The following is a 20,561-nucleotide window of genomic DNA, read 5'->3' on the forward strand; positions in this document are numbered from 1 at the left end:
GGATATAACGATAACTGGAGGGACTATAGCATGAAACATAATCAATTGAAGGCATTTCCTGAAAACTTTTTCTGGGGAGGTTCAACTTCCGCCTATCAAGTAGAGGGTGCATGGGACGAAGATGGAAAAGGACCCTCGGTCATTGACATGGCTAACCATGTTGAAGGGGTTACTGATTTTAAGGTAACCAGTGATCATTACCATATGTTCAAGGAAGACGTAGCTCTGATGGCTGAAATGGGCTTTAAGGCGTACCGCTTCTCGATCGCCTGGACACGCATCTATCCACAAGGCGCGGGCGAAGTAAATCCGAAGGGAATTGCATTTTACAGTTCATTAATTGACGAACTCATTAAGTATGGTATCGAACCCATTGTTACCATGTATCATTTTGATCTACCCTATGCGCTTGAACAACAAGGCGGATGGTCCAAGAGGGAAACGATTGATGCCTTCGAGCAGTATGCCAAAACGTTGTTCGAGAACTTTGGGGACAGAGTCAAATATTGGCTCACCATTAATGAGCAGAACATGCTGATTCTCCATCCCGGTTCTATTGGTACATTAGATACAAGTCTGGAAAATCCGCAAAAGGTACTGTACCAACAAAATCATCATATGTTAGTTGCGCAGGCGAAGGCGATGGTACTGTGCCATGACATGCTGCCTAATGCGAAAATTGGCCCAGCACCGAATATTGGGGTCATTTATCCAGCCAGTTCCAAGCCTGAAGATACGTTGGCGGCTGACAACTATGCAGCCATTCGCAACTGGCTCTACTTGGATATGGCTGTATTCGGCCGCTACAATCATATTGCCTGGAGTTATTTGGTCGAGAAGGGCTATGAGCCTGTCATTGAAGAAGGGGATATGGACATTTTAGCGAAGGGGAATCCGGACTTTATCGCCTTTAATTATTATACCTCTCAAACCGTAGGAGAAAGTTTGGATGATGGAAATGATTTTTCACATACAGGCGATCAGCATGAAATTGTGGGTGAACCCGGAGCATACCGGGGCTCTGTGAACCCCAACCTGCAAAAGACGGAGTTTGGTTGGGAGATTGATCCGGTCGGTTTTAGAACCACCTTTCGCCAAATATATTCTCGCTACCACCTGCCTTTAATCGTGACAGAGAACGGCTTGGGCGCTTTTGATAAGCTGGAAGAAGGGGATATAGTAAACGATCCTTATCGTATTGACTTTTTCAAGAAGCATATCGAGCAGATTCAATTGGCTATTACAGACGGCGTAGACGTATTTGGCTTCTGTCCGTGGTCTGCGATTGATCTTGTGAGCACCCATCAGGGCTCCAGCAAGCGTTACGGGTTTATCTATGTGGATCGTGAGGAATTCGATCTCAAAGATCTGCGCCGTATTCGTAAACAAAGCTTCTATTGGTATCAAAAGCTGATCGCTACAAACGGTGAAGTCCGTTAATTAATATAGCCGTGCAAAAGCACCTCCTTGAAATGGATGTTACCATTTTGAGGAGGTGTTTCTACTCCCCCTTTGCCCAGAAGCGTGATCATGTATTATATAATAGAAGAAACACAAGCGGAAAGGACATCATGCATTGACCCTACAACAATTAAAATATGTCATCGAGGTTGCCAATCGTGGCTCCATGAATGAGGCGGCGAAGCGGTTGTTCATTTCCCAGCCCAGTCTGTCGAACGCGATTCGCGATCTGGAGGAAGAAATTCATATCACCATTTTTGAGCGTACCAATAAAGGCATTTCTTTGTCCAAAGAAGGCGTGGAATTCCTCGGATATGCGCGTCAGGTCGTTGAGCAGGCGGAGCTGCTGGAAAATCGCTATCTGGATGCCAAGCCTTCACCACAGCATTTTGCTGTGTCCACGCAGCATTATGCTTTTGCAGTGAATGCATTCGTAAATCTGGTGAATCAATATGGACAGGATGAATATGAGCTGGCTTTGCGGGAGACCAAAACCCATGAAATCATACAGGATGTCAAAAGCCTGCGCAGTGAGATCGGAATCCTGTATCTGAACGAATTTAACGCCAAGGTCATCAACAAGCTGCTAAAAGATGCAAATCTGCAATTCAACAGCCTATTTACGGCCAAGCCGCACATTTTTATCAGCGCCAATAATCCGCTATCCCGGCAGTCTAGCGTGACCATTGACCAGCTTCATCCTTATCCATATTTGTCCTTTGAGCAAGGGGAGTACAATTCCTTTCACTTCTCCGAGGAAATTCTGAGTACGTTGTCGCACCCCAAAAGCATTCGCGTCAATGACCGGGCGACTCTTTTTAATCTGCTTATTGGCTTGAACGGCTATACCATTTCTACTGGGGTGATCAGTGCGGATCTGAACGGTAACGAGATAATTTCCGTCCCTCTGGAGTGTGACGAGTCTATTAATGTGGGCTGGATTTGTCATAAAAACGTCGCGCTCTCCAAGCTGGCTACTGTCTATGTAGAAGCGTTGCATGAGGCAATAGGGGAATAAAAAAGTTTGATATAGCTTTAGGCTATAACTAGCTATAGTTTATTGGAGTTACCTTATAGCTGAAAATGTATGTTATCTTTCTTACAACAACTTCACTACTGAAGCGAAAAAGGAGATAACCCTAATGAGCAGCATCCTTGACAATGCATCCCAACGTAAAGTGACCCCTTTCAGACATGACATGGTCGGCAGCTTTTTGCGCCCGCAAGCGATCAAAGATGCCAGAATTCAATTTCAAAATAATGAAATCTCTGCGGACGAGCTGAGAAAGATTGAAGATGAAGAAATTATCAAGCTGGTCGAAAAGCAAAAATCCGTAGGACTTCAAGCTGTGACGGATGGTGAATTCAGACGGTCCTGGTGGCATCTTGATTTTATGTGGGGACTAGACGGCGTGGAAAAGGTACAGCTTGCAAATGGCTACCAATTCCAAGGTGTAGAAACAAGAGCGGAAACCGCACGCTTGTCCGGTAAAATTGGACATTCCCATCATCCTTTCATTGAAGATTTCAAATTCCTGAAGCAAGTCGCAGGAGAGGATGCTATCGCCCGCCAAACGATTCCGGCACCTGCGCAGTTCCTGGCTGAGCTGTTGCGTGGAGAAAATAAAGAAACAACCGATACGTATTACAGCAATCTGGATGAGCTGGTAACGGATATCGCCAAAGCCTACAAATCTGTGATCCAAGCGCTGTATAATGAAGGCTGCCGCAGCTTGCAACTGGATGATTGCACATGGGGCATGCTCTGTGATAAAAACTATTGGGAAGCCAGACAGCATGCGGGTGAAAATGTGGAAGATACCAAAAAGCTGTTCGCTCGCGTGAATCAGGAAACCGTGAAGGATCTTCCAGCCGATTTGGTCGTTACAACCCACGTATGCCGTGGCAACTACCATTCCACCTGGGCATCTTCAGGCGGCTATGAGCCTGTAGCCGAAACTTTGTTCGGCATCGACAACATCGACGGTTACTATCTCGAATTCGATACCGACCGTGCAGGTGATTTCACCCCACTTAAGCATCTGAAAGATGAAAAACAGGTCGTACTGGGCCTCGTTTCCTCCAAAACAGGTGAGCTGGAAGACAAACAGACGGTCATTAACCGCATTAAGGAAGCGACTCAATTCGTAGACATCAACCACATCTGCCTCAGCCCACAATGCGGCTTTGCTTCCACAGAAGAAGGCAATATTCTGACCGAAGAGCAACAGTGGAAAAAGCTTGCTTTCATTAAAGAGATTGCGGACGAGATTTGGAAGTAAGGGTTTAGTTTAGGGGAATAAATTGGAGAAATTCGTAATACAAGACACGCCACTTGGGGGCGTGTTTTCGTTTGAGAGCCCGCTAAATTTGATCAAATTCCCTTATGGTTGCATTTCATCCTTGAGGGCTTTTATTATAATAGCTAACGCTGTAATATCTTCTTAAAGGAACGCCAGATATTTTTGAATACAAGAGAAATATGGAGGGGAAATCAGTGAATTACTTTTTATTAATTACTACACGAACAAACAAGTTCAATACTGATGATATCAAAGGGCACTATGACCATCTGGAAAAGTTAAAAAAAGAGGGAGCACTTGAAAAGTATGGTCCATTTAGCGATGGAACAGGAGGAGCCTATTTAATAAAAGCAGCATCACTTGAGGAGGCGACAAAGATTGGTAATTTAGATCCGCTCATTCAAAATGGTTCTTCTACATTGACAATAAAGGAATGGCTGTTGCGTTAGTTTTCATCTGCGAAGAGTGATAATCCATCTAAGAAGGTCATAACAAAAAACTAATGTGCCTCTCTGACATTGAATAAAAAATGAGGACTATGATTTTCTGAAAATGAAAAGTATGGTCCTTTTTTTATTTCCCAAGAAATTGCTCTCACAATTTTTGAGAATCTTCTTAGTTGATAATCTCCCGTATCACATTCCTCGCCAAACGTACTTTCTCTGGACTTGATTTTTGAAGTATGTTTACGATTTCTTGTATACCCTCTTCATGCTTCGTAACCTTAATATCCTCATTTACATAAGCGAACAGCTGAATCAAATTAACATCCAGTGCATCAGCAATTTTAGCTATGTTTATTAAAGATACGTTTTTTTCTCCACGTTCAATCTGCCCTATGTATGAAAAATGGAACCCGCCTTTTTCTCCAAGTGACTCCTGAGACAATCCTTTTTCTTTTCGCAAAGCACGTATTCTGGCACCCACTAATTTGAGAACTTCTTTATCTTCCATCGTCTACACCTCACTATTCTAAAAGTGTAGACAAGATATCTAAATGAAAACACTAAACATTAGATATAATAAATATTTTAGATATCTATAAGTATTATTTTGGAGTATAATAATACTATTCTTGAAATTCTCTGGAGGAATAGATATGAAAGAAGCTCCTTCTGCCTATATTCCAAGTCCCACTCAACCATCCAGACTCGTGCAACACCTACATCATTCCATAATCGATTTTCACACCTTAGCCCAATACCATATGAAACTAGCTCAAATTCTGCATAGGCATCACCAATTCCAATGCTGTATTATCCTCTGTGACTGGGCGTTAACCTCCATGGTAAAAGCTCTATATATGAAAGAAACTAATAGCATTTTCCCTCCGGGACGCTTGTCCATGGCGGATTTGCTGCATTTATTACATACTGACACCAACCCGGGATTGGATGTTGTCGTATTTATAGGCACCACTCAATTTCTTTCATCCCAGTTAGAAACTTCACTTCTTCAAAAGATGAAGCACAAGGATGTGAGCAGGCTGCTGTGCAGAACCGACGACATTCTCTGCCAGTTGTCATCCCGAGTGATTAGCGATCCATCCGAGACGTATCAGTCCATTTTCTGAATAGTCCTTCCTTGGCAAATAAACTTGCCGATTCGCCCGGTCGTTATCCGCTTTTCTACATACAATGAGAGTAAGCTTTAACGCAAGGAGGGATTTAGACATGGGTCAAGTAGGTTACGGTGGAGCATGGACATCCACAGGTGCTATTTTGGTATTGTTCATTTTGCTGGTGATTATCACCAAATCTTTTCTGATCTAACAGCAGGGTTCGGATCGCCTAAAATTCACAGAGTGGCCCTTTTTCACGACAGCGTGAGGGAGGGCTTTTTTAATGCAGAATGGATGATAGCCCTAGTATGTTGTCTGGCCCTATAAGCATTGTTATACTTTACATACAGGGATAATTTCCCTCAAATATAGCAATACGGATAGCGGAGGAAGTGGAAAAACGGAAATTCGCTGACCATGATCAGGAGGATCGCATGATGAACACGGCAAGCAGCCCATTTCAATTTACGACAGACACGGCGACTCTTTGCCTATTTGATACGCAAGCTCTGAAGCATCGCTTGAACGATGAGCCGGATTGGTGGTCCATCGAAGAGGACGAGCTGGGGGAATTAAATGAGGGAAACGCTGCTTTTTTGAATTTGGGAGCGGACGGGACGTATGAGGTTGTGATAGCAGATCATATTGAGCAGCCGACGGTGCGGCTGTTTTTGAAGATTCCCTCAGGGAACATATTTATTGGCGCAGGAGAGGAAGCCACAGGTGGTGAGTTGCAACCTGATTGTGTATGGGGAGGGTCATTCCTGTCTGTGCAACCTGGACTTTATGAATGCTTGGCCAGCAGAGAAAATAACCGTATTTATCTTTCTTTAAAAAAAGGAAGCGAAGGCAGCAATAGCTTTACCAGTCTGATTCGATTGTAGGTTGCCCGATCAACCCGTAACGGATCAGACAAGCTACTCGAACAGGTGGAAGCCGATTAACCGAGACTGGGAAAAAGGAAAAAGCTATCCCACGGCTTGCATATCCGTGAAGACAGCCTTTATTCGTCTATTGATACTTTACAATAATGGCGTTGCTGATTTGGCGGCCGGGTGTAGTGAGATAAGAGCCGTTGTAGTACAGTCCGCTGGAAGCACCGCCATCCAGATTCATGGCCTGATAAGCGCCAGCCTGCTTCATCATTTGGGCGAGCTGCGGAATGGTCGCTCCGCTTGTGGTCAAGAGGATCAGCTTATGATCCCTAGTAATTCCAAGTGCGCTGCGGGCGCCCCCGCCTGTTAATATTTTAGGGTCCTTGAAGCCTTCTGCTTTGACATTCAGGGAAACTTGACCGTTCGTGACCAGACGAGGTCCAGCTTGAAGAGCACCTTCGACGCTACCTTGGGTTAACCGTTGTTCAAAGGCAGAGCCCGACACAAGCTCGGCTAAATGGTTAGCATCGTAGGTGAAGACAGTGCGTTGATCGCCGGAGCTTTTTTTCAACATCTTGCCATGGCTGACCAGATAGCCGTAAGGTGTCTTGTAGGAGCTTTTGGTATAGGCGTCAAAGAATGTGCCATTCATGGCTACAACCGCTTGATTGCGTTTGGCAAGACTGCTTAAGTTCTCCACTTTACCAAGGGTATCACCTGCCAGTGCTACGTCTAAACTCACCTTGGGATGGAGCATGGAGATGATGACCACCTTAGCGGAAAAGGTACGAGATCCAACCTTGAAGCTTTTATGAGCTGTCGTGATGGGGGTAGTGCTTCCGGGTAGCTTGCCAGTAAGTACCGGAAGCGTAACAGACGTTGCACCTTGCGTAATACGCACAGCTGAGTTTTCTTTTAGCCATAAGACTTGCAGATTTAGATGTTGGCTGATGAACTGTAAGGGTACATAGGTAGCGCCGTTGTCGGTAAAAGGTGCATTTTGCATACGAACCGTTTGATCATTCACTTTAGCAGTAGATTGTCCCGTAAATAATGTAAGCCGGGTATTGCCTTGCGCAATTTCTATTTTTTTGTCTGCTGGGTTCAGGTTGAGCGTGATCCCTTCATAGCTATTCAGGAGACGAAGCGGGATGAAGGAGTGGTTATTCTGATCCACATAAACCAGCATAGGTGCTGGTGCAGCAGCGTAGATCGGAGTTACAAGTAAGAGCATAGACAGAATAATAAGTGCGGTGATTCTTTTCATGAATAGATCAATCTCCTTATGTAGTCTTAACTATTGACGAGGTGCTTGTACTTATATCGGGTTTTATGAGTAATAAATGTATGTTACGCGAATTAAGTGTGGACTGATATAGAAACGGGGTGTGCTGGAGATGAGCAGGTATGAGAAAAGACTTGAAGATTACCGTCGTAGGGAACGCCTGTCTTATCGTGTATTTCATGGATTGCAGGAATTGGTGCGCTGCGTGGGACAACTGCATAATAACTGGTTATATGTGAATGTGGATCAATGGGATCAGGACCCTGTTCATACACCGATTTATTATCTGGATGAGCATTGGCTGGAGGAATGTGCAGAGGACGGTACGGCTGCAACCAACGAACAGGACGAGTATATTCCCATATGGATATCAGATCGTCAGGTTCAAACTTGGTTTGAGCTGGCCACCTTTGAAAGTATTGTGGAAGTTCTTAAGGCTGCTAGACAGCCAGTGACGATTCAGATGGTGATTGTGGCGGTCAAATATTACGAAAAGCACGATGCCTACCTGGACTATGAGGAGGTAAAAGCAGTGACAGACCTGTGGTCTGTGTTGACGAAGGTGAGAAATTACCTAACAGAATGAATAAAGCCTGTAGAATAAACGGGGCATACATAGACGACTGGGATGGGGGAGCAGAATGAGTTGGTTGAATCATGAAATAGCAGCAGAGTGGCGACAGGAAGGAAAAAGGTATGCTACAGATATGAACGAATTTGTCAGAATTGGTATGGCAAGCCAGTGGCAGCAGGAGCAGTCAGAGCCAAAGCAGGACGAACGCTCTAAGCTGGCCAAAGATATTTTTCGTATGATTCAGGCGGCGAATCAGGCTGGAGAAACAGAGCGGTTACGCCGGGAGATTCCGGCTGCATCCTGGCCGCTTACACCAGTGTTTGAGGAAGCCTTGCAAGCCGTTAGGCCAATAGCTTTTATAAATGAAGACAATGAAGTCATTCTACATGCAGGTAACCCTCGGGAACGCGGTAAGATCTATGTGACGGGAAAAGATGGAACCAGGCAAATCCCCGGAATGCACCGAGTAGGTTGTTCGCCGGACGGGAGTTATTTTGCGTTGGTGGATGGGAATGGGATTCGGATTGTTCGACAACCGGACCGAAATTTACAAGGGGAAGAGACAGCGTTTTTTCAGTGGAAGGATATACAAGCCTGCTTAAAAGCGTCTATTCCTGACTTGGAATGCTTGGCAGATGAGGAGCACCCTGAGGATATATTAGATGAAGTGATTCCGTTTGGCGATGGGCAGCGCATTCTTCTGGTTTGCGGTTACGGCGTTTATTTGCTGGCTGGTGATCAGGTGGATTTGATCCATCCCAAGGCGTCTGAACGAAGAGAATTGGGGTTGGAAGACACGATTGTGGATATGGCGCATGGAGCTGTGTCGAAGGATGGACGCTGGATCGCTTATGGCAGCCAGATGAGCGAGCATTTGCTCATGGACTTAACTGATAAGACGGTGCATACATTGGAGCCAGGCTCCAGCTATCCGCATTATGCTCTATTTTCCAAAGATGGTCTGGATGTCTGGTACAATGCCTGTCATTTCTACAACGGTGCCACCATTCAGGTGCCGATTGCTGAAGTGGAGCAGGGTCTTGCTCTAAATAGGGAAGAATGGCCGATGATGAATGAAGAAATGCGAGTATACGCTGCAGCAGCGCTGACACAAGGATCTATTCTAGGTGATGCCTACGGATATGTCCGTTTTATTGATAGAGAGGGGCGTGAACTTTGGCGCTATTTTGTCGGCAGTACGATAGCCGGGCTGGCAGTTACATACGATGAAGGTATGTTGGCAGTTGGAACGTATGGAGGTATGCTTCATTTGATTGATTTGCAGAGTGGCTCAAAGGATGAATATAGCATTGGCACTGCTCCAATTCACGAGACAGAGCGTTGGTTGCTCTGGCGTAGTTATGAGCCATTGCGCTGGTAATACTAATATTCCGCAAATGGTGAAAAAAGCAAGTTCTGATAAGCTGAATATAAAAAGAGTAGTGGTATATGATTGCAATGCTATTTTCATATAAAGACGCATGAGGCATACACCTATGATGCAAAATGCGAATAAAAAGAAAGAGATGTGAGGACATGGACAAGAAAGCGGATATTCGCACATCCATGAAGGAGTTATTTGCACAGATGGATGAAGCCTTTTTTATGGATGTGGAAGAAAATGTACCGTTCGAGATGCGTGACGGGGACGTCGATGAGGAGGGGTGGATTAAGTGGAAGCCTCTTCCTTCACGGATTACAGAACAGGAAGTTCGGGAGATGGAAGAAAAATATCATTTTGAGCTGCCGCCTCTGTTGAGGAATTTTATCATGTCCTACCATTATGTATCTTTACAATTCGATAATGAATCTATTCCGGGAGTATACTGGAGTGATTGTACGTTTGTAGAGTTTCCACGTTTGCCAGTAGGTCAAGGCTTAAAGGCATTTTGTGATTTGATCGATCAATGGTCACCTTTGCTGTCAGCAGGCTATATTCCATTTGCAATTGCAGAAGACGATCAGGGCCCTGTATGTTTAAATGTAGGCAGCAGACATAAGGACGGCGATTATCCTATTGTCTGGTTCTTTCATGAAGATCTCCGGCATTTGGATGAGGATGAGCTACAGATTAGGAGTAATCTGCTTCCCCATGTGCAGGGGCTGTTTCCATCCACTGTCGAAATGTTTAACGTTATGTTTAAGCAAATCAGGCACTAACGATTCCCTGAAATGGAATTTTACTGTGCAGATTAACCGAGATATTGACATAAAAAATGAGGAATGTTATAAAAAAGGTAGGCTAGCACTCGAATGGTGGGAGTGCTAACAAAGTTGAATCGTTTGCATAGCTCTTATCCGCTGGCCTTACATAGGTTTATATTTGAAAGGAGATATCCGAATGGAGAAAAAACAGTTTCAGGCTGAGTCCAAGCGTTTGCTCGAAATGATGATTAACTCGATTTACACGCAAAAGGAAATTTTTCTTAGAGAGCTGATCTCCAACGCAAGTGATGCGATTGACAAAATCTATTACAAAGCACTGACAGACGAACAATTGGTCTTTGACAAAGAGAATTATTATATTAAAGTAATTGCCGATAAGGATCATAGAACGCTAACACTGCGTGATACCGGGATTGGGATGACCAAGGAAGAACTGGAAAATAACCTGGGCGTCATTGCTAAAAGTGGCTCACTGGCATTCAAAAATGAAAATGAGTCCAAGGATGGTCACGACATTATCGGTCAATTCGGCGTCGGCTTCTATTCAGCTTTCATGGTAGCAGATGTAGTTACAGTAACGACCAAGGCTTTGGGAAGCGATACTGCTTATAAATGGGAATCCACAGGTGCTGACGGTTATACCATTGAGGCGGCTGAGAAAGACGAGGTCGGAACCGAGATTGTTCTGAAAATCAAGGAAAACACCGAGGATGAGTCCTACGACGAGTATTTGGACGAGTACCGTTTAAAAGCACTTGTTAAAAAATACTCCGACTTTATCCGCTATCCGATTAAAATGGATGTTACAGGCAAGCGTCTGAAAGAAGGAAGCGACAACGAGTTTGAGGATTACAAAGAAGAACAGCGTATTAACAGCATGGTGCCCATCTGGAGAAAAAATAAAAGCGAGCTAACCGACGAGGATTATCAAAATTTCTACGCGGAAAAACGCTATGGCTACGACAAGCCGCTTCAGCACATCCATATCAGCGCAGACGGCGCGGTAGTGTACCAAGCGATTTTGTTTATTCCTGAAAATATTCCGTTTGATTTCTATTCCAAGGAATATGAAAAAGGTCTGGAGCTGTATGCTAACGGTGTGCTGATCATGGAGAAATCTCCTGATCTGCTGCCGGATTACTTTAGCTTTGTGAAAGGTATGGTTGACTCCGAAAGCCTGTCACTCAACATTTCGAGAGAAATGCTGCAGCATGACCGTCAGCTGAAGCTGATTGCCAAAAATATCGAAAGCAAAATCAAAGGCCAGCTGTTGACTCTGCTCAAAAATGATCGGGAGAAATATGATCAATTCTACAAATCATTTGGCAGACAATTGAAATTTGGGGTCTACAACGATTACGGCAGACATAAAGAAACTCTTCAGGATCTGCTTATGTTTTACTCCTCTACAGAGAAAAAGCAGGTTACTTTGGATGAATACGTATCCCGTATGCCAGAGGATCAAAAGTATATTTATTATGCTTCCGGGGAGTCCAACGAGCGTATTGAAAAGCTGCCGCAGACCGAATTGGTGGCTGATAAAGGCTACGAAATCTTATACTTCACTGATGATATTGATGAGTTCGCTATTAAAATGCTCATAAGCTATAAAGAGAAAGAATTCAAATCCGTATCGAGTGGCGATCTCGGCATTGAGTCTGACGAAAATGAGAAAGAAACAGAAGCGGAACAAAACGACAACAAGGAGTTGTTTGAGTACATGAAGGGCTTGCTGGAAGGCAAAGTATCCAGTGTTAAAGCCTCCAAGCGCTTGAAGACACACCCGGTATGTCTGTCCGCTGACGGCGAAGTAACCATTGAGATGGAGAAAATTCTGAACGCCATGCCGAATAACGCCGATGTTAAAGCGAATAAAGTGCTGGAAATTAACGTAAACCATGCGGTATTCAACTCTTTGAAAGAAGCCTTTGCCGAGGATAAGGAGAAAGTGAACCTCTACACGGCATTGCTGTATAATCAGGCTTTGCTGATCGAGGGCTTGCCGCTGCAAGATCCGGTTGAATTCACAAACGATATTTGCAAAATCATGATTTAATATGCTTTATTACGATATAGAGCCGTTCCCGTATCGGGGGCGGCTTTATTTATTATGACACTTCTTAAAGCTGCATAAGAGGTTGTATAGCGCTTACAGTAGAAGCATAAGGCCCTGCACTATGCCGACTAATTAATACCTAGGAGGGCGATTGTATGAGTCTGGATCGAGATCCATTGAACCCCCAAAATTTAAGTCGAAGTGAGCTTATACAGTTGGTGGAAAAAATCATCAGAGGTGAGGGAACGGAGGAGGTACTCGACAGCATGCTAACCGTAGTCATGCAAAATACACCTCATCCAGGAATTGGTGATTTAATCTACTGGGATGATCGTAATTTGAGTGCGGCAGAGATTGTAGATGAAGCATTACGTTATCAGCCCATTATTTTACCACCCCATGAATCTTCATCATAGGACGGGAAGGGGTGGTATTTTGTTTAAAAATAAGATAATATGATTTCTTTAAGCCATATGTATTATATTCAAGAAAACTTCTACTAAAGGTGTGCTGGATTCCTTGAATGTATGGGGAAATGTTTGCTTTCTGCTCGCTTTCCGGAGAATTTATGCCTAATTTTGGGGTTTGTAAAGTTTTTGTGACATACTCCTGTGAATTTTGACACAGCAAATTGTCGTTTTTCTTGATTATTTGGTGGGATGTCTTTATAATCATTTTGTTTGCAAGAATGATTAGCGATTAGCGTATGGAATAAGGAGGTTATTTATTTTGGGAAAAGCATTGATTATTGGCGCCGGTGGCGTGGCCAGCGTTGTGGTGCATAAATGTTGCCAAAACCCAGATGTATTTGAAGAAATTTGTATCGCAAGCAGAACTGTTGAAAAATGCGATGCGCTTAAAGAGAAGCTGGGTGGAGGTCGTACGAAGATCCAAACGGCTCAGCTTGATGCTGACAACACCGACATGGTCATTGACTTGATTCGAAGCTTTCAACCGGATGTAGTTATCAATGTGGCTCTCCCTTATCAGGATTTGACGATAATGGATGCTTGCCTTGAGACAGGTGTTCATTACGTTGATACGGCGAACTATGAACCGCCGGATACGCCGAAGTTTGAATACAGCTGGCAATGGGCCTACAAAGAAAGATTCGAAAAAGCAGGTATTACAGCTCTGCTGGGCAGCGGTTTTGATCCAGGCGTGACTGGAGTATTTACGGCTTATGCTCAAAAGCACTATTTTGATGAAATTCATACAATTGATATTGTGGATGCGAATGCAGGGGACCACGGATATCCTTTTGCAACTAACTTTAATCCGGAAATCAATATTCGCGAAATTACGGCGAAAGGCCGTTACTTTGAAAACGGAGAATGGATTGAAACTGAGCCACTTTCTGAGAAAAAAGTATACGATCTTCCTGAAATTGGACCGAAAAATATATATCTTTTGTACCATGAAGAACTGGAATCTCTTGCAGTGAATATTAAAGGCGTGAAAAAAATCCGCTTCTGGATGACGTTCTCGGACAATTATCTGAATCATTTGAACGTACTTCAAAACGTAGGCATGACTTCGATTGAGCCTATTGATTATGAAGGACAACAAATCATTCCACTGCAATTCCTGAAAGCTATTTTGCCGGACCCAGCTTCTCTGGGACCAAGAACAAAGGGCAAAACAAACATTGGCTGCATCATCCAAGGCGTGAAAGATGGAAAGCCAAAAACCTATTATGTTTACAACGTTTGTGATCATGAGGAATGTTATGCAGAGGTTGGCTCCCAAGCCATTTCTTACACAACAGGTGTTCCGGCTATGATCGGTGCAATGCTCATCATCAAAGGTCTCTGGAAAAAACCAGGCGTTTACAACGTTGAAGAATTTGATCCAGATCCATTCATGGAAGCACTAAATAAACACGGATTGCCATGGCAAGAGAACTTTTCGCCAACGTTGCTTGATTGAGGTCTGTGATGAATATTGATATTACTGGGCTCCCATCACCTTGTTATCTTGTTGACGAAAGACTTCTTGTCAAAAACCTTGAGGTTTTGAATTCTGTACAAGAGCGGACAGGCTGCAGTATTCTGCTCGCTCTTAAGGGGTTCTCGATGTTTTCGACCTTTCCTCTGGTTGGCAAATACTTAAAAGGCGTAACCTCCAGTTCGTTGTTCGAGGCAAGACTCGGTCGCGAGAAAATGGACAAGGAGGTTCACGTATACGCACCTGCTTATGTTGACAGTGAATTTGATGAGCTATTGGAGTATGTTGACCATATTGTTTTCAACTCCTTTGATCAACTGAATCGCTTCAAAAGCAGAGTGCAAGGCGTAACTTCCAAAAAAATCGACATCGGCATTCGAGTAAATCCGGAATATTCGGAAATCGAAACTCCGCTGTATGATCCTTGCTACAACAACTCCAGAATGGGTGTGACTCTGGCTAACTTTAGACCTGAGGATCTGGATGGCGTGGACGGTATTCATTTTCATACGATGTGTGAACAGAATTCAGATACGCTGGAGCGCACCATTAAAGTCGTGGATGAGAAATTTGGGCCATACATTAAGCAAATGAAATGGCTCAATTTTGGCGGCGGTCACCATATTACCAGAGAAGACTATGATCTGGACACACTGGTACGCTGTATCCAATATTTTCAGGATAAATACGGTGTGCAAGTTTATCTTGAGCCAGGCGAAGCTATCGCTCTGAACACCGGCTATCTGGTTGCGACTGTACTGGATACGATGAAAAATGGAATGGATATTGCCATTCTGGATACTTCGGCTGAATGTCATATGCCTGATGTGCTGGCTATGCCTTACCGCCCGAATATCATTGGTGCAGGTAAGCCTGGTGAGTATGCACATACTTACAGACTTGGTGGACTTACGTGCTTGGCTGGAGATGTGATTGGTGACTATTCCTTTAAAGAGCCATTGAAGCCGGGAGACAAGCTTGTATTCTGCGACATGGCCCATTACACAATGGTTAAAAATCACATGTTTAACGGAGTCAACCTGCCAGCCATCGCGAGCTACAATGACGAAGAAGGCATCAAGGTAATCCGTCAGTTCTCCTACGAGGACTTTAGCTCGCGTTTGTCGTAAGACTTACACAGGGGTAAAAGAACTGAATGCGCCGAATGCAATGACTTAACTACAAAAGCCTCGCCCCTTTAAAAAAGGGTGAGGCTTTTTGGTGTAGTTAGGATTTTTTAGTCTTTATATGTGTCTGTTGCATGTATCCAATACGACAACAGGCATTAAAGAACGATACACAACTTGAAAAGTTACATAAATTTAATTAGCCTACCTTACAACTTCAGAAGAGACTTTATAGTCAAACATTTTTCCTCCAGGTTGAAGTCCGTACGCATTGACGGTTAGGTAGTAATCTTTACCTTGTTCAAGAGTTGCATTTAAAAAATATTGACCATTTTTTGAACTTTTGATGCTTTGACCATTACTTTCGAAGAGGGTTAGCTCCAACCAAGAATCGGGATATCTGTGTCCCTCAATTGTGAAGTGAACTTCTCTTGAGTTATTTTCTGCCATTATTTTATATACATCGTAGTTTTCCCACATCCCATGCTTCTCTTCACCGAGGGTTCCAATAACCCCATCACCTATAAAATAATAGTTAGCTTGTTCAAAAGTATCATTTGGCTCCTGTTCATCATATTCAAGTAAAGGGGCAATAGTTGATTCCTTTGCAACTGGTACAGAATCTGCTTCTGCAGCTAAGGCGACACTGGCAGAAGTACTCAAAATAAGTGTAAGACCTAATGAAGCTAACAACGTTTTTTTCATGAATAAAATACCTCTCTTTTTTTGAAATTTATATTCATTTATATAAATATATTAGTAATGATTTCTGGATTATATATATTCTTCAATAGATATAGGATGTACATGCAATAAGTAATATAAGTGTATATAAAAATTTTTTTACAAAGTGATAGTTTCCAGCATGCAGAGGTACAAACGATCCATATACAAAGAAGATATGAACGTAAACCGTCAGTGCTTCCACGACGATATAGCTGCGTTTGTCGTAAGATATTAGGTGCCCCTAAATGTAAATGTAAAACATAGTCCTTGTCAAAGAAGGAACACGTTTTTTTGTTAACTTCAATTTATCCTTTAATCTACTTGATAGTAGAAGTAACTTTATAGTCGAATAATTGTCCTAACTCAGCACCGGGTGTTTCTACGACCAGGTAGTACCATTTGCCAGCTTCAAGATTTTTACCTAAAGAGTATTCACGATCATTTGCATATCTAATGAAGTGTCCGTTACTGTCAGCCAAACCAAGTCTCAGCCATGTATTAGGATATATGTCCCCTTGAATATTAAATTGATACCAACCAGACTGAAAGGCTTTAAACTTATAATAATCGCTATTGTCATAACCTCCATCGATGTGTTTGCCTATTTCCCCATAGATGTCAACTCCCACCAGTATTTCACTAGCTTCATCGAACCAGTTATTAGGCTCTCTGTCAGTCCCATTTCCAAAGAGCTGGATAGATTCCTTTTGTAAAGCGGGTGCTCCTTCTTGAGCTTCTTGAGCAGATGCAACGGCGGTGGATGTGCTTAATAGAAGTGCAAGACCTAGTGCAGAAAAAACTACCTTTTTCATTTAATAATCTCTTCCCTTCTTTTGTTTTTGTGGGATTTATATGTTATGTATTACTAATCCCATCCAGTATTATATAGTGTATTCCAATAAATTGGAATAAAAATGGAATAATAAACAAAAATATATATATATTTGTCACAATTATGTGTTTTTACAAATTTATTCGCTAAACTTCCATTAAGAATTAGTCAACTTGCTGTATACTATAAAGCTCATCTTAATATGCTTTCATGAAAAGGGGCATTCTATTTCAGGGGTAACAAAAGCTATGTTATACTCAATAATTGGAGGTGAGAAAAATGTTCGACCCGACCGTTTTTGATAATTTAAAAGTAGCTATGGAAAATGCGGTTTACGATCTGGATAATTTGGATTCACGTATTAACATTACGCAGCGAATCGATAGATTGGAGATGTCGGTAATGTCGCGTGAATTTGGCGTACAGTTCAGTCTGAGAGAACAGCCAGGTGTGACGGCAGAGCTTCAACTAAAGATGGATTTAAACAACCTGGCTGCAGAAATTTTGGAAATAGAAGAGCAAACGCCGGGATGCAGTTTGTTGCTGTATTTTAATATGAAGATTCGAGAGATGGAGACACAATGCAGCCGGATTGAAAATCTACTGACCGACATTTGGAAGCCTGATCTTCGGCCAGTACAGACATTAAGTCAGATTTACGGAGAGAAGACATCTACATACCAAAACAGGATTGAACTCCGATTTTCCAGGCAAATTAACGAAGATCAGATGGAGGATATTCCAGAGTTGTTGGAACATATGTTGCTGACGCTTATGGAATTAAACAAGATATAATCATCCCTCTTTCTCTTAATAAAAGACAGCCTTTCATTTGGGGGATTTAGAGGTAAAGGAGCTAGGGATACATGATGAATGAACACGATTTTTCTGAAATATATGCGATTATGGAGTCTTCTTTTCCAGCATCAGAATGCAGGACGTTTGAGTCCCAAAAGGCTTTATTGAAACATCCTAGCTATCGTATTATCACTGAAAAAAATGAGCAGGGGAATATAGTCGCTTTTTTGGCGGGCTGGGAATTTGAACATTTTCGGTTTGTAGAGCATATCGCGGTAGATTCCCATATACGAGGTGGCGGATTAGGCAAAAAGCTCATGAGTATATTTGTCTCACAGTCTGATCAGCCGGTAGTGCTGGAGGTTGAGCCGCCAGTGGACGAATGGTCACGGAGAAGGATCGGCTTTTACGAACGATTGGGGTTCCATTTAAACCATTTTGAATATGTACAGCCCCCTTTAAGAGAAGGACAGGCAGATCTGCAGCTTCAGATTATGAGCTATCCAGGTGCGTTGTCTGAATCGGCGTTTGCTCCGTTTAAAGAGATTTTATATACCGAGGTTTATGGGCTTAAATAAGAGACTATATGGTTAGTTGTGTTATATAAAAGTAAAAGGCTCTGCTTGTTCCGTATGGATACGGAAGCGGAGCCTTTGCTCTAAAAAGCTAGAGGTGCTTCATTATCATTAATGTTTTGTCCATATCATCACAAATTCCTTCTCATCAGTTTCGGCATCCACTGATTCTGCCTGAATGGTAAATCCATTTTTAGTATAAAAGTTAAATGCTTTCGTGTTGGACTGGTACACTTTTAATTGAATTTTATCATGCTGCTTCTTAACCCAGTCTAATAGTAATCTGCCATAGCCTTTTCTTTGAGAATCAACACGTATAAACAGAGCAGCCAAGTATCCGTCCATCATGGAAACGAAGCCGCCGATCGTATGATCATCTTGTATGATAACGTAGTTCTGAGCGAGGGGAAGGTACTTGTTCTCCATCTCGGCAGCTTGAGATGTCCAATACTGTGGAGCAATAAAATGATGGGCTTCTACGGAAGCATCCAGCCAAATGGCTACCAGTTCCTTCAACTCTTCTACATTTGCGGGTCTAATCGACATCGTAACGCCTCTTTTCACATTATGTAATCTTAAAGTATGATGCTGAAATAAAAAAGACCGTCCGTGGACGGTCTTTCTACCCGTGGCGCTTAATTAAAGCCTTGATCCGTATCCCGCGCCTCCGTCAACTCTGCAAATTAGAGAATAACGGACCGGGTAAGGGATACGCTCAACATATGATTATTGATGTTGACGCACCTCCTTTCCTGATGCGTTCATCTTACCATATCTGGTTGGTGATATCCAGTGATTTTCTTATATTTGCAGGAATTATTCATAGAAAATATAATATAAAACGGCTTGCTTTTAAGCTTTATTCAATATATAATCTTAATTACGGTGATTTAAAATATCGCCATCAATACATAGTATGCGGTCGTGGCGGAATTGGCAGACGCGCACGGTTCAGGTCCGTGTGGGCTAACCCCCCGTGGAGGTTCGAGTCCTCTCGACCGCATTATACCTAACAATTACAGGTTCTTGGGTTGGCTGGATGCCACCAAGAGCCTGTTTTCTATGGTTAAGATACGTGCTGTTAAACAGCCATGCCATTTTATTTATGCTGGAATATATATTTGATATAGTCCTTTGCACTCTGATTAATGTCTTCGTCACTTGCTTGAAACGAGGCTGCGAAGACTGCGAAATAGGGTAATGTTACGGCGCCCACATGTACTGCGCTTGCTTTAAAGGGGGCTATAACTTCATCTACCGTAAATGTAACGGAACCCGTAGATAAGTAGTTTTCTTTTTTGTCGCCAATCGACATGGCGATCCCTAGCTTTTTTCCTTTTAATTTATCACCTTTTGAACCATAAGCCCATCCATGGGTGAAAACATCATCAAACCATTTTTTTAATAAAGGAGGGTAACTATACCAATATAAAGGGAATTGAAATATGATATGGTTGTGTGCTTCAAGTAACTTTTGTTCTTTCATAACATCAATATTCCAGTTGGGATACTCTTTATAAATTTCATGAATTGTAATTTCACTGGTATATTGAAGCAATTCTTGTCTCCATCTTTGATTTACTCTGGAATTTTCAATATTCGGATGTGCTAAAATCACGAGAGTCTTCATTATAAATCACCTTTCTTACATAGCATCATTTGCTTTTTGTTGATACGTATTATTATTCTGTACGCTATAAAAAAAGTAAATACACACAATAAAGTAATATAGTTACTTGAAAGTGTGCATGGTTCTTAGAGTGAAGATATGTGATTATAGAATGAATTAGATAAATTTAGTTATTTTAGTGTTAAAGAGGTGGTCGTATGAAACAATATAATTTAGGCATAGAAGCAACACTTGAGATCATCGGAGGTAAGTGGAAATCCTTAATCATATGCTTATTAATGTCTGGTAGAAAGAGGACTAGTGAATTACAGCGTAGTATTCCAGGCATTTCTCAAAAGGTTCTTATACAGCAACTTCGTGAACTTGAGAAGGATGGGGTCATAGGCAGACATGTGTATAATCAAATGCCTCCAAAAGTGGAGTATTATATAACGGAATATGGAATTACAGCAAATGAAATTATTCACCTAATGTGTGCCTGGGGAAGGACTAATATCAAGATAAGACAACGGCAAGGAGAAGATGTGATGTTGCTGGAAAATGAGTCAAAATGAATAGTAGAGTAAAAAGAGCGCTGTAGGCTATGATGTTTACGGCGATTTTCTTTTTTCTAGAGTCGGCAGTTCGTGGGATAGCTGTTGTCGT

The 20,561-nt window shown here is 42.5% G+C and carries 23 protein-coding genes and 1 tRNA gene; 18 read left to right on the plus strand and 6 right to left on the minus strand.

Annotation, left to right across the window (positions count from 1 at the left end; all coding sequences use genetic code 11):
• Positions 1-30: 30 nt before the first annotated feature.
• From ACN6NF_RS08235 to ACN6NF_RS08250, 4 genes are all read left to right on the plus strand, one after another.
• Positions 31-1,440 carry a glycoside hydrolase family 1 protein gene (locus tag ACN6NF_RS08235; RefSeq protein WP_474316732.1) on the plus strand — a complete coding sequence of 470 codons (1,410 nt, stop codon included), beginning with the start codon at positions 31-33 and terminating at the stop codon, positions 1,438-1,440.
• 136 nt (positions 1,441-1,576) lie between these two features.
• The gene (locus tag ACN6NF_RS08240) at positions 1,577-2,479 is read left to right on the plus strand and encodes a LysR family transcriptional regulator (RefSeq protein WP_474316735.1); all 903 of its coding nucleotides are present in this window, start codon (positions 1,577-1,579) and stop codon (positions 2,477-2,479) included.
• Between the two features lie 124 nt (positions 2,480-2,603).
• A complete protein-coding gene (locus tag ACN6NF_RS08245; RefSeq protein WP_064796203.1) occupies positions 2,604-3,743 on the plus strand; it encodes a 5-methyltetrahydropteroyltriglutamate--homocysteine S-methyltransferase in 1,140 nt (379 codons plus the stop codon).
• A gap of 200 nt (positions 3,744-3,943) precedes the next feature.
• The gene (locus ACN6NF_RS08250) at positions 3,944-4,213 is read left to right on the plus strand and encodes a YciI family protein (RefSeq protein ID WP_424993721.1); all 270 of its coding nucleotides are present in this window, start codon (positions 3,944-3,946) and stop codon (positions 4,211-4,213) included.
• 166 nt (positions 4,214-4,379) lie between these two features.
• Here the strand turns inward: ACN6NF_RS08250 and ACN6NF_RS08255 are convergent, their stop codons facing one another.
• On the minus strand, positions 4,380-4,718 hold the full coding sequence (locus ACN6NF_RS08255) for a helix-turn-helix domain-containing protein (RefSeq protein ID WP_474316737.1): 339 nt from the start codon (positions 4,716-4,718) through the stop codon (positions 4,380-4,382).
• Between the two features lie 349 nt (positions 4,719-5,067).
• Between ACN6NF_RS08255 and ACN6NF_RS08260 the strand changes: the two genes are divergently transcribed.
• From ACN6NF_RS08260 to ACN6NF_RS08270, 3 genes are all read left to right on the plus strand, one after another.
• On the plus strand, positions 5,068-5,337 hold the full coding sequence (locus tag ACN6NF_RS08260; RefSeq protein ID WP_474316740.1) for a hypothetical protein: 270 nt from the start codon (positions 5,068-5,070) through the stop codon (positions 5,335-5,337).
• Positions 5,338-5,437: 100 nt separating this feature from the next.
• The gene (locus ACN6NF_RS08265; protein ID WP_019686874.1) at positions 5,438-5,536 is read left to right on the plus strand and encodes a hypothetical protein; all 99 of its coding nucleotides are present in this window, start codon (positions 5,438-5,440) and stop codon (positions 5,534-5,536) included.
• A 226-nt stretch (positions 5,537-5,762) separates the two neighbouring features.
• Positions 5,763-6,209: a DUF6386 family protein gene (locus ACN6NF_RS08270; protein ID WP_474316743.1), complete on the plus strand. Its 447-nt coding sequence runs from the start codon at positions 5,763-5,765 to the stop codon at positions 6,207-6,209.
• A gap of 127 nt (positions 6,210-6,336) precedes the next feature.
• Here the strand turns inward: ACN6NF_RS08270 and ACN6NF_RS08275 are convergent, their stop codons facing one another.
• Positions 6,337-7,467 carry a phosphodiester glycosidase family protein gene (locus ACN6NF_RS08275; RefSeq protein ID WP_474316744.1) on the minus strand — a complete coding sequence of 377 codons (1,131 nt, stop codon included), beginning with the start codon at positions 7,465-7,467 and terminating at the stop codon, positions 6,337-6,339.
• A 130-nt stretch (positions 7,468-7,597) separates the two neighbouring features.
• Between ACN6NF_RS08275 and ACN6NF_RS08280 the strand changes: the two genes are divergently transcribed.
• The 7 genes from ACN6NF_RS08280 (at position 7,598) to nspC (ending at position 15,358) form a co-directional block, all read left to right on the plus strand.
• Entirely contained in the window at positions 7,598-8,071 is a 474-nt protein-coding gene (locus ACN6NF_RS08280; RefSeq protein WP_474316746.1) for a DUF7716 domain-containing protein, read from the plus strand.
• 55 nt (positions 8,072-8,126) lie between these two features.
• Positions 8,127-9,440, plus strand: a complete 1,314-nt coding sequence (locus ACN6NF_RS08285) for a WD40 repeat domain-containing protein (protein ID WP_474316748.1) — start codon at positions 8,127-8,129, stop codon at positions 9,438-9,440.
• A 155-nt stretch (positions 9,441-9,595) separates the two neighbouring features.
• Positions 9,596-10,219, plus strand: a complete 624-nt coding sequence (locus ACN6NF_RS08290; RefSeq protein ID WP_474316750.1) for an SMI1/KNR4 family protein — start codon at positions 9,596-9,598, stop codon at positions 10,217-10,219.
• 181 nt (positions 10,220-10,400) lie between these two features.
• A complete protein-coding gene (gene htpG, locus ACN6NF_RS08295) occupies positions 10,401-12,281 on the plus strand; it encodes a molecular chaperone HtpG (RefSeq protein ID WP_474316752.1) in 1,881 nt (626 codons plus the stop codon).
• Between the two features lie 155 nt (positions 12,282-12,436).
• Positions 12,437-12,697 carry a bacteriocin immunity protein gene (locus tag ACN6NF_RS08300; protein WP_474316754.1) on the plus strand — a complete coding sequence of 87 codons (261 nt, stop codon included), beginning with the start codon at positions 12,437-12,439 and terminating at the stop codon, positions 12,695-12,697.
• Between the two features lie 313 nt (positions 12,698-13,010).
• Complete coding sequence (locus ACN6NF_RS08305) at positions 13,011-14,210, plus strand: saccharopine dehydrogenase family protein (protein ID WP_013370430.1); 1,200 nt, start codon at positions 13,011-13,013, stop codon at positions 14,208-14,210.
• 8 nt (positions 14,211-14,218) lie between these two features.
• Complete coding sequence (gene nspC, locus ACN6NF_RS08310) at positions 14,219-15,358, plus strand: carboxynorspermidine decarboxylase (protein WP_013370431.1); 1,140 nt, start codon at positions 14,219-14,221, stop codon at positions 15,356-15,358.
• A 201-nt stretch (positions 15,359-15,559) separates the two neighbouring features.
• Here nspC and ACN6NF_RS08315 read toward each other — a convergent pair whose 3' ends face one another.
• Both ACN6NF_RS08315 and ACN6NF_RS08320 read right to left on the minus strand, forming a co-directional pair.
• The gene (locus tag ACN6NF_RS08315) at positions 15,560-16,060 is read right to left on the minus strand and encodes a hypothetical protein (protein WP_474316758.1); all 501 of its coding nucleotides are present in this window, start codon (positions 16,058-16,060) and stop codon (positions 15,560-15,562) included.
• Between the two features lie 338 nt (positions 16,061-16,398).
• Positions 16,399-16,893 (minus strand): hypothetical protein, encoded by a 495-nt coding sequence (locus ACN6NF_RS08320; RefSeq protein ID WP_474316761.1) that lies wholly within the window; start codon positions 16,891-16,893, stop codon positions 16,399-16,401.
• Between the two features lie 299 nt (positions 16,894-17,192).
• On the opposite strand from ACN6NF_RS08320, the gene ACN6NF_RS08325 reads away from it, so the two are divergent.
• Both ACN6NF_RS08325 and ACN6NF_RS08330 read left to right on the plus strand, forming a co-directional pair.
• Positions 17,193-17,708 (plus strand): hypothetical protein, encoded by a 516-nt coding sequence (locus ACN6NF_RS08325; protein ID WP_474316763.1) that lies wholly within the window; start codon positions 17,193-17,195, stop codon positions 17,706-17,708.
• 71 nt (positions 17,709-17,779) lie between these two features.
• Positions 17,780-18,289 carry a GNAT family N-acetyltransferase gene (locus ACN6NF_RS08330; protein WP_474316765.1) on the plus strand — a complete coding sequence of 170 codons (510 nt, stop codon included), beginning with the start codon at positions 17,780-17,782 and terminating at the stop codon, positions 18,287-18,289.
• A gap of 108 nt (positions 18,290-18,397) precedes the next feature.
• On the opposite strand, the gene ACN6NF_RS08335 is transcribed toward ACN6NF_RS08330, so the two are convergent.
• A complete protein-coding gene (locus ACN6NF_RS08335) occupies positions 18,398-18,832 on the minus strand; it encodes an N-acetyltransferase (RefSeq protein WP_474316767.1) in 435 nt (144 codons plus the stop codon).
• A gap of 372 nt (positions 18,833-19,204) precedes the next feature.
• Here ACN6NF_RS08335 and ACN6NF_RS08340 point away from each other — a divergent pair.
• Positions 19,205-19,289 (plus strand) — tRNA-Leu (locus tag ACN6NF_RS08340).
• A 96-nt stretch (positions 19,290-19,385) separates the two neighbouring features.
• Here the strand turns inward: ACN6NF_RS08340 and ACN6NF_RS08345 are convergent.
• On the minus strand, positions 19,386-19,916 hold the full coding sequence (locus ACN6NF_RS08345; RefSeq protein WP_474316769.1) for an NAD(P)H-dependent oxidoreductase: 531 nt from the start codon (positions 19,914-19,916) through the stop codon (positions 19,386-19,388).
• Positions 19,917-20,113: 197 nt separating this feature from the next.
• Between ACN6NF_RS08345 and ACN6NF_RS08350 the strand changes: the two genes are divergently transcribed.
• On the plus strand, positions 20,114-20,470 hold the full coding sequence (locus tag ACN6NF_RS08350) for a winged helix-turn-helix transcriptional regulator (protein WP_474316770.1): 357 nt from the start codon (positions 20,114-20,116) through the stop codon (positions 20,468-20,470).
• Positions 20,471-20,561: the final 91 nt, after the last annotated feature.

The sequence above is a fragment of the Paenibacillus sp. TSM33 genome, from assembly GCF_056099025.1.

Bases quoted from the DNA above. Each gene is read 5' to 3' on its own strand.
- ACN6NF_RS08235 (WP_474316732.1), top strand. From the start codon at position 31: ATGAAACATAATCAATTGAAGGCATTTCCTGAAAACTTTTTCTGGGGA.
- ACN6NF_RS08245 (WP_064796203.1), top strand. From the start codon at position 2,604: ATGAGCAGCATCCTTGACAATGCATCCCAACGTAAAGTGACCCCTTTC.
- ACN6NF_RS08250 (WP_424993721.1), top strand. From the start codon at position 3,944: ATGGAGGGGAAATCAGTGAATTACTTTTTATTAATTACTACACGAACA.
- ACN6NF_RS08255 (WP_474316737.1), bottom strand. From the start codon at position 4,718: ATGGAAGATAAAGAAGTTCTCAAATTAGTGGGTGCCAGAATACGTGCT.
- ACN6NF_RS08260 (WP_474316740.1), top strand. From the start codon at position 5,068: ATGAAAGAAACTAATAGCATTTTCCCTCCGGGACGCTTGTCCATGGCG.
- ACN6NF_RS08265 (WP_019686874.1), top strand. From the start codon at position 5,438: ATGGGTCAAGTAGGTTACGGTGGAGCATGGACATCCACAGGTGCTATT.
- ACN6NF_RS08270 (WP_474316743.1), top strand. From the start codon at position 5,763: ATGAACACGGCAAGCAGCCCATTTCAATTTACGACAGACACGGCGACT.
- ACN6NF_RS08275 (WP_474316744.1), bottom strand. From the start codon at position 7,467: ATGAAAAGAATCACCGCACTTATTATTCTGTCTATGCTCTTACTTGTA.
- ACN6NF_RS08280 (WP_474316746.1), top strand. From the start codon at position 7,598: ATGAGCAGGTATGAGAAAAGACTTGAAGATTACCGTCGTAGGGAACGC.
- ACN6NF_RS08285 (WP_474316748.1), top strand. From the start codon at position 8,127: ATGAGTTGGTTGAATCATGAAATAGCAGCAGAGTGGCGACAGGAAGGA.
- ACN6NF_RS08290 (WP_474316750.1), top strand. From the start codon at position 9,596: ATGGACAAGAAAGCGGATATTCGCACATCCATGAAGGAGTTATTTGCA.
- htpG (WP_474316752.1), top strand. From the start codon at position 10,401: ATGGAGAAAAAACAGTTTCAGGCTGAGTCCAAGCGTTTGCTCGAAATG.
- ACN6NF_RS08300 (WP_474316754.1), top strand. From the start codon at position 12,437: ATGAGTCTGGATCGAGATCCATTGAACCCCCAAAATTTAAGTCGAAGT.
- nspC (WP_013370431.1), top strand. From the start codon at position 14,219: ATGAATATTGATATTACTGGGCTCCCATCACCTTGTTATCTTGTTGAC.
- ACN6NF_RS08315 (WP_474316758.1), bottom strand. From the start codon at position 16,060: ATGAAAAAAACGTTGTTAGCTTCATTAGGTCTTACACTTATTTTGAGT.
- ACN6NF_RS08320 (WP_474316761.1), bottom strand. From the start codon at position 16,893: ATGAAAAAGGTAGTTTTTTCTGCACTAGGTCTTGCACTTCTATTAAGC.
- ACN6NF_RS08325 (WP_474316763.1), top strand. From the start codon at position 17,193: ATGTTCGACCCGACCGTTTTTGATAATTTAAAAGTAGCTATGGAAAAT.
- ACN6NF_RS08330 (WP_474316765.1), top strand. From the start codon at position 17,780: ATGATGAATGAACACGATTTTTCTGAAATATATGCGATTATGGAGTCT.
- ACN6NF_RS08335 (WP_474316767.1), bottom strand. From the start codon at position 18,832: ATGTCGATTAGACCCGCAAATGTAGAAGAGTTGAAGGAACTGGTAGCC.
- ACN6NF_RS08345 (WP_474316769.1), bottom strand. From the start codon at position 19,916: ATGAAGACTCTCGTGATTTTAGCACATCCGAATATTGAAAATTCCAGA.
- ACN6NF_RS08350 (WP_474316770.1), top strand. From the start codon at position 20,114: ATGAAACAATATAATTTAGGCATAGAAGCAACACTTGAGATCATCGGA.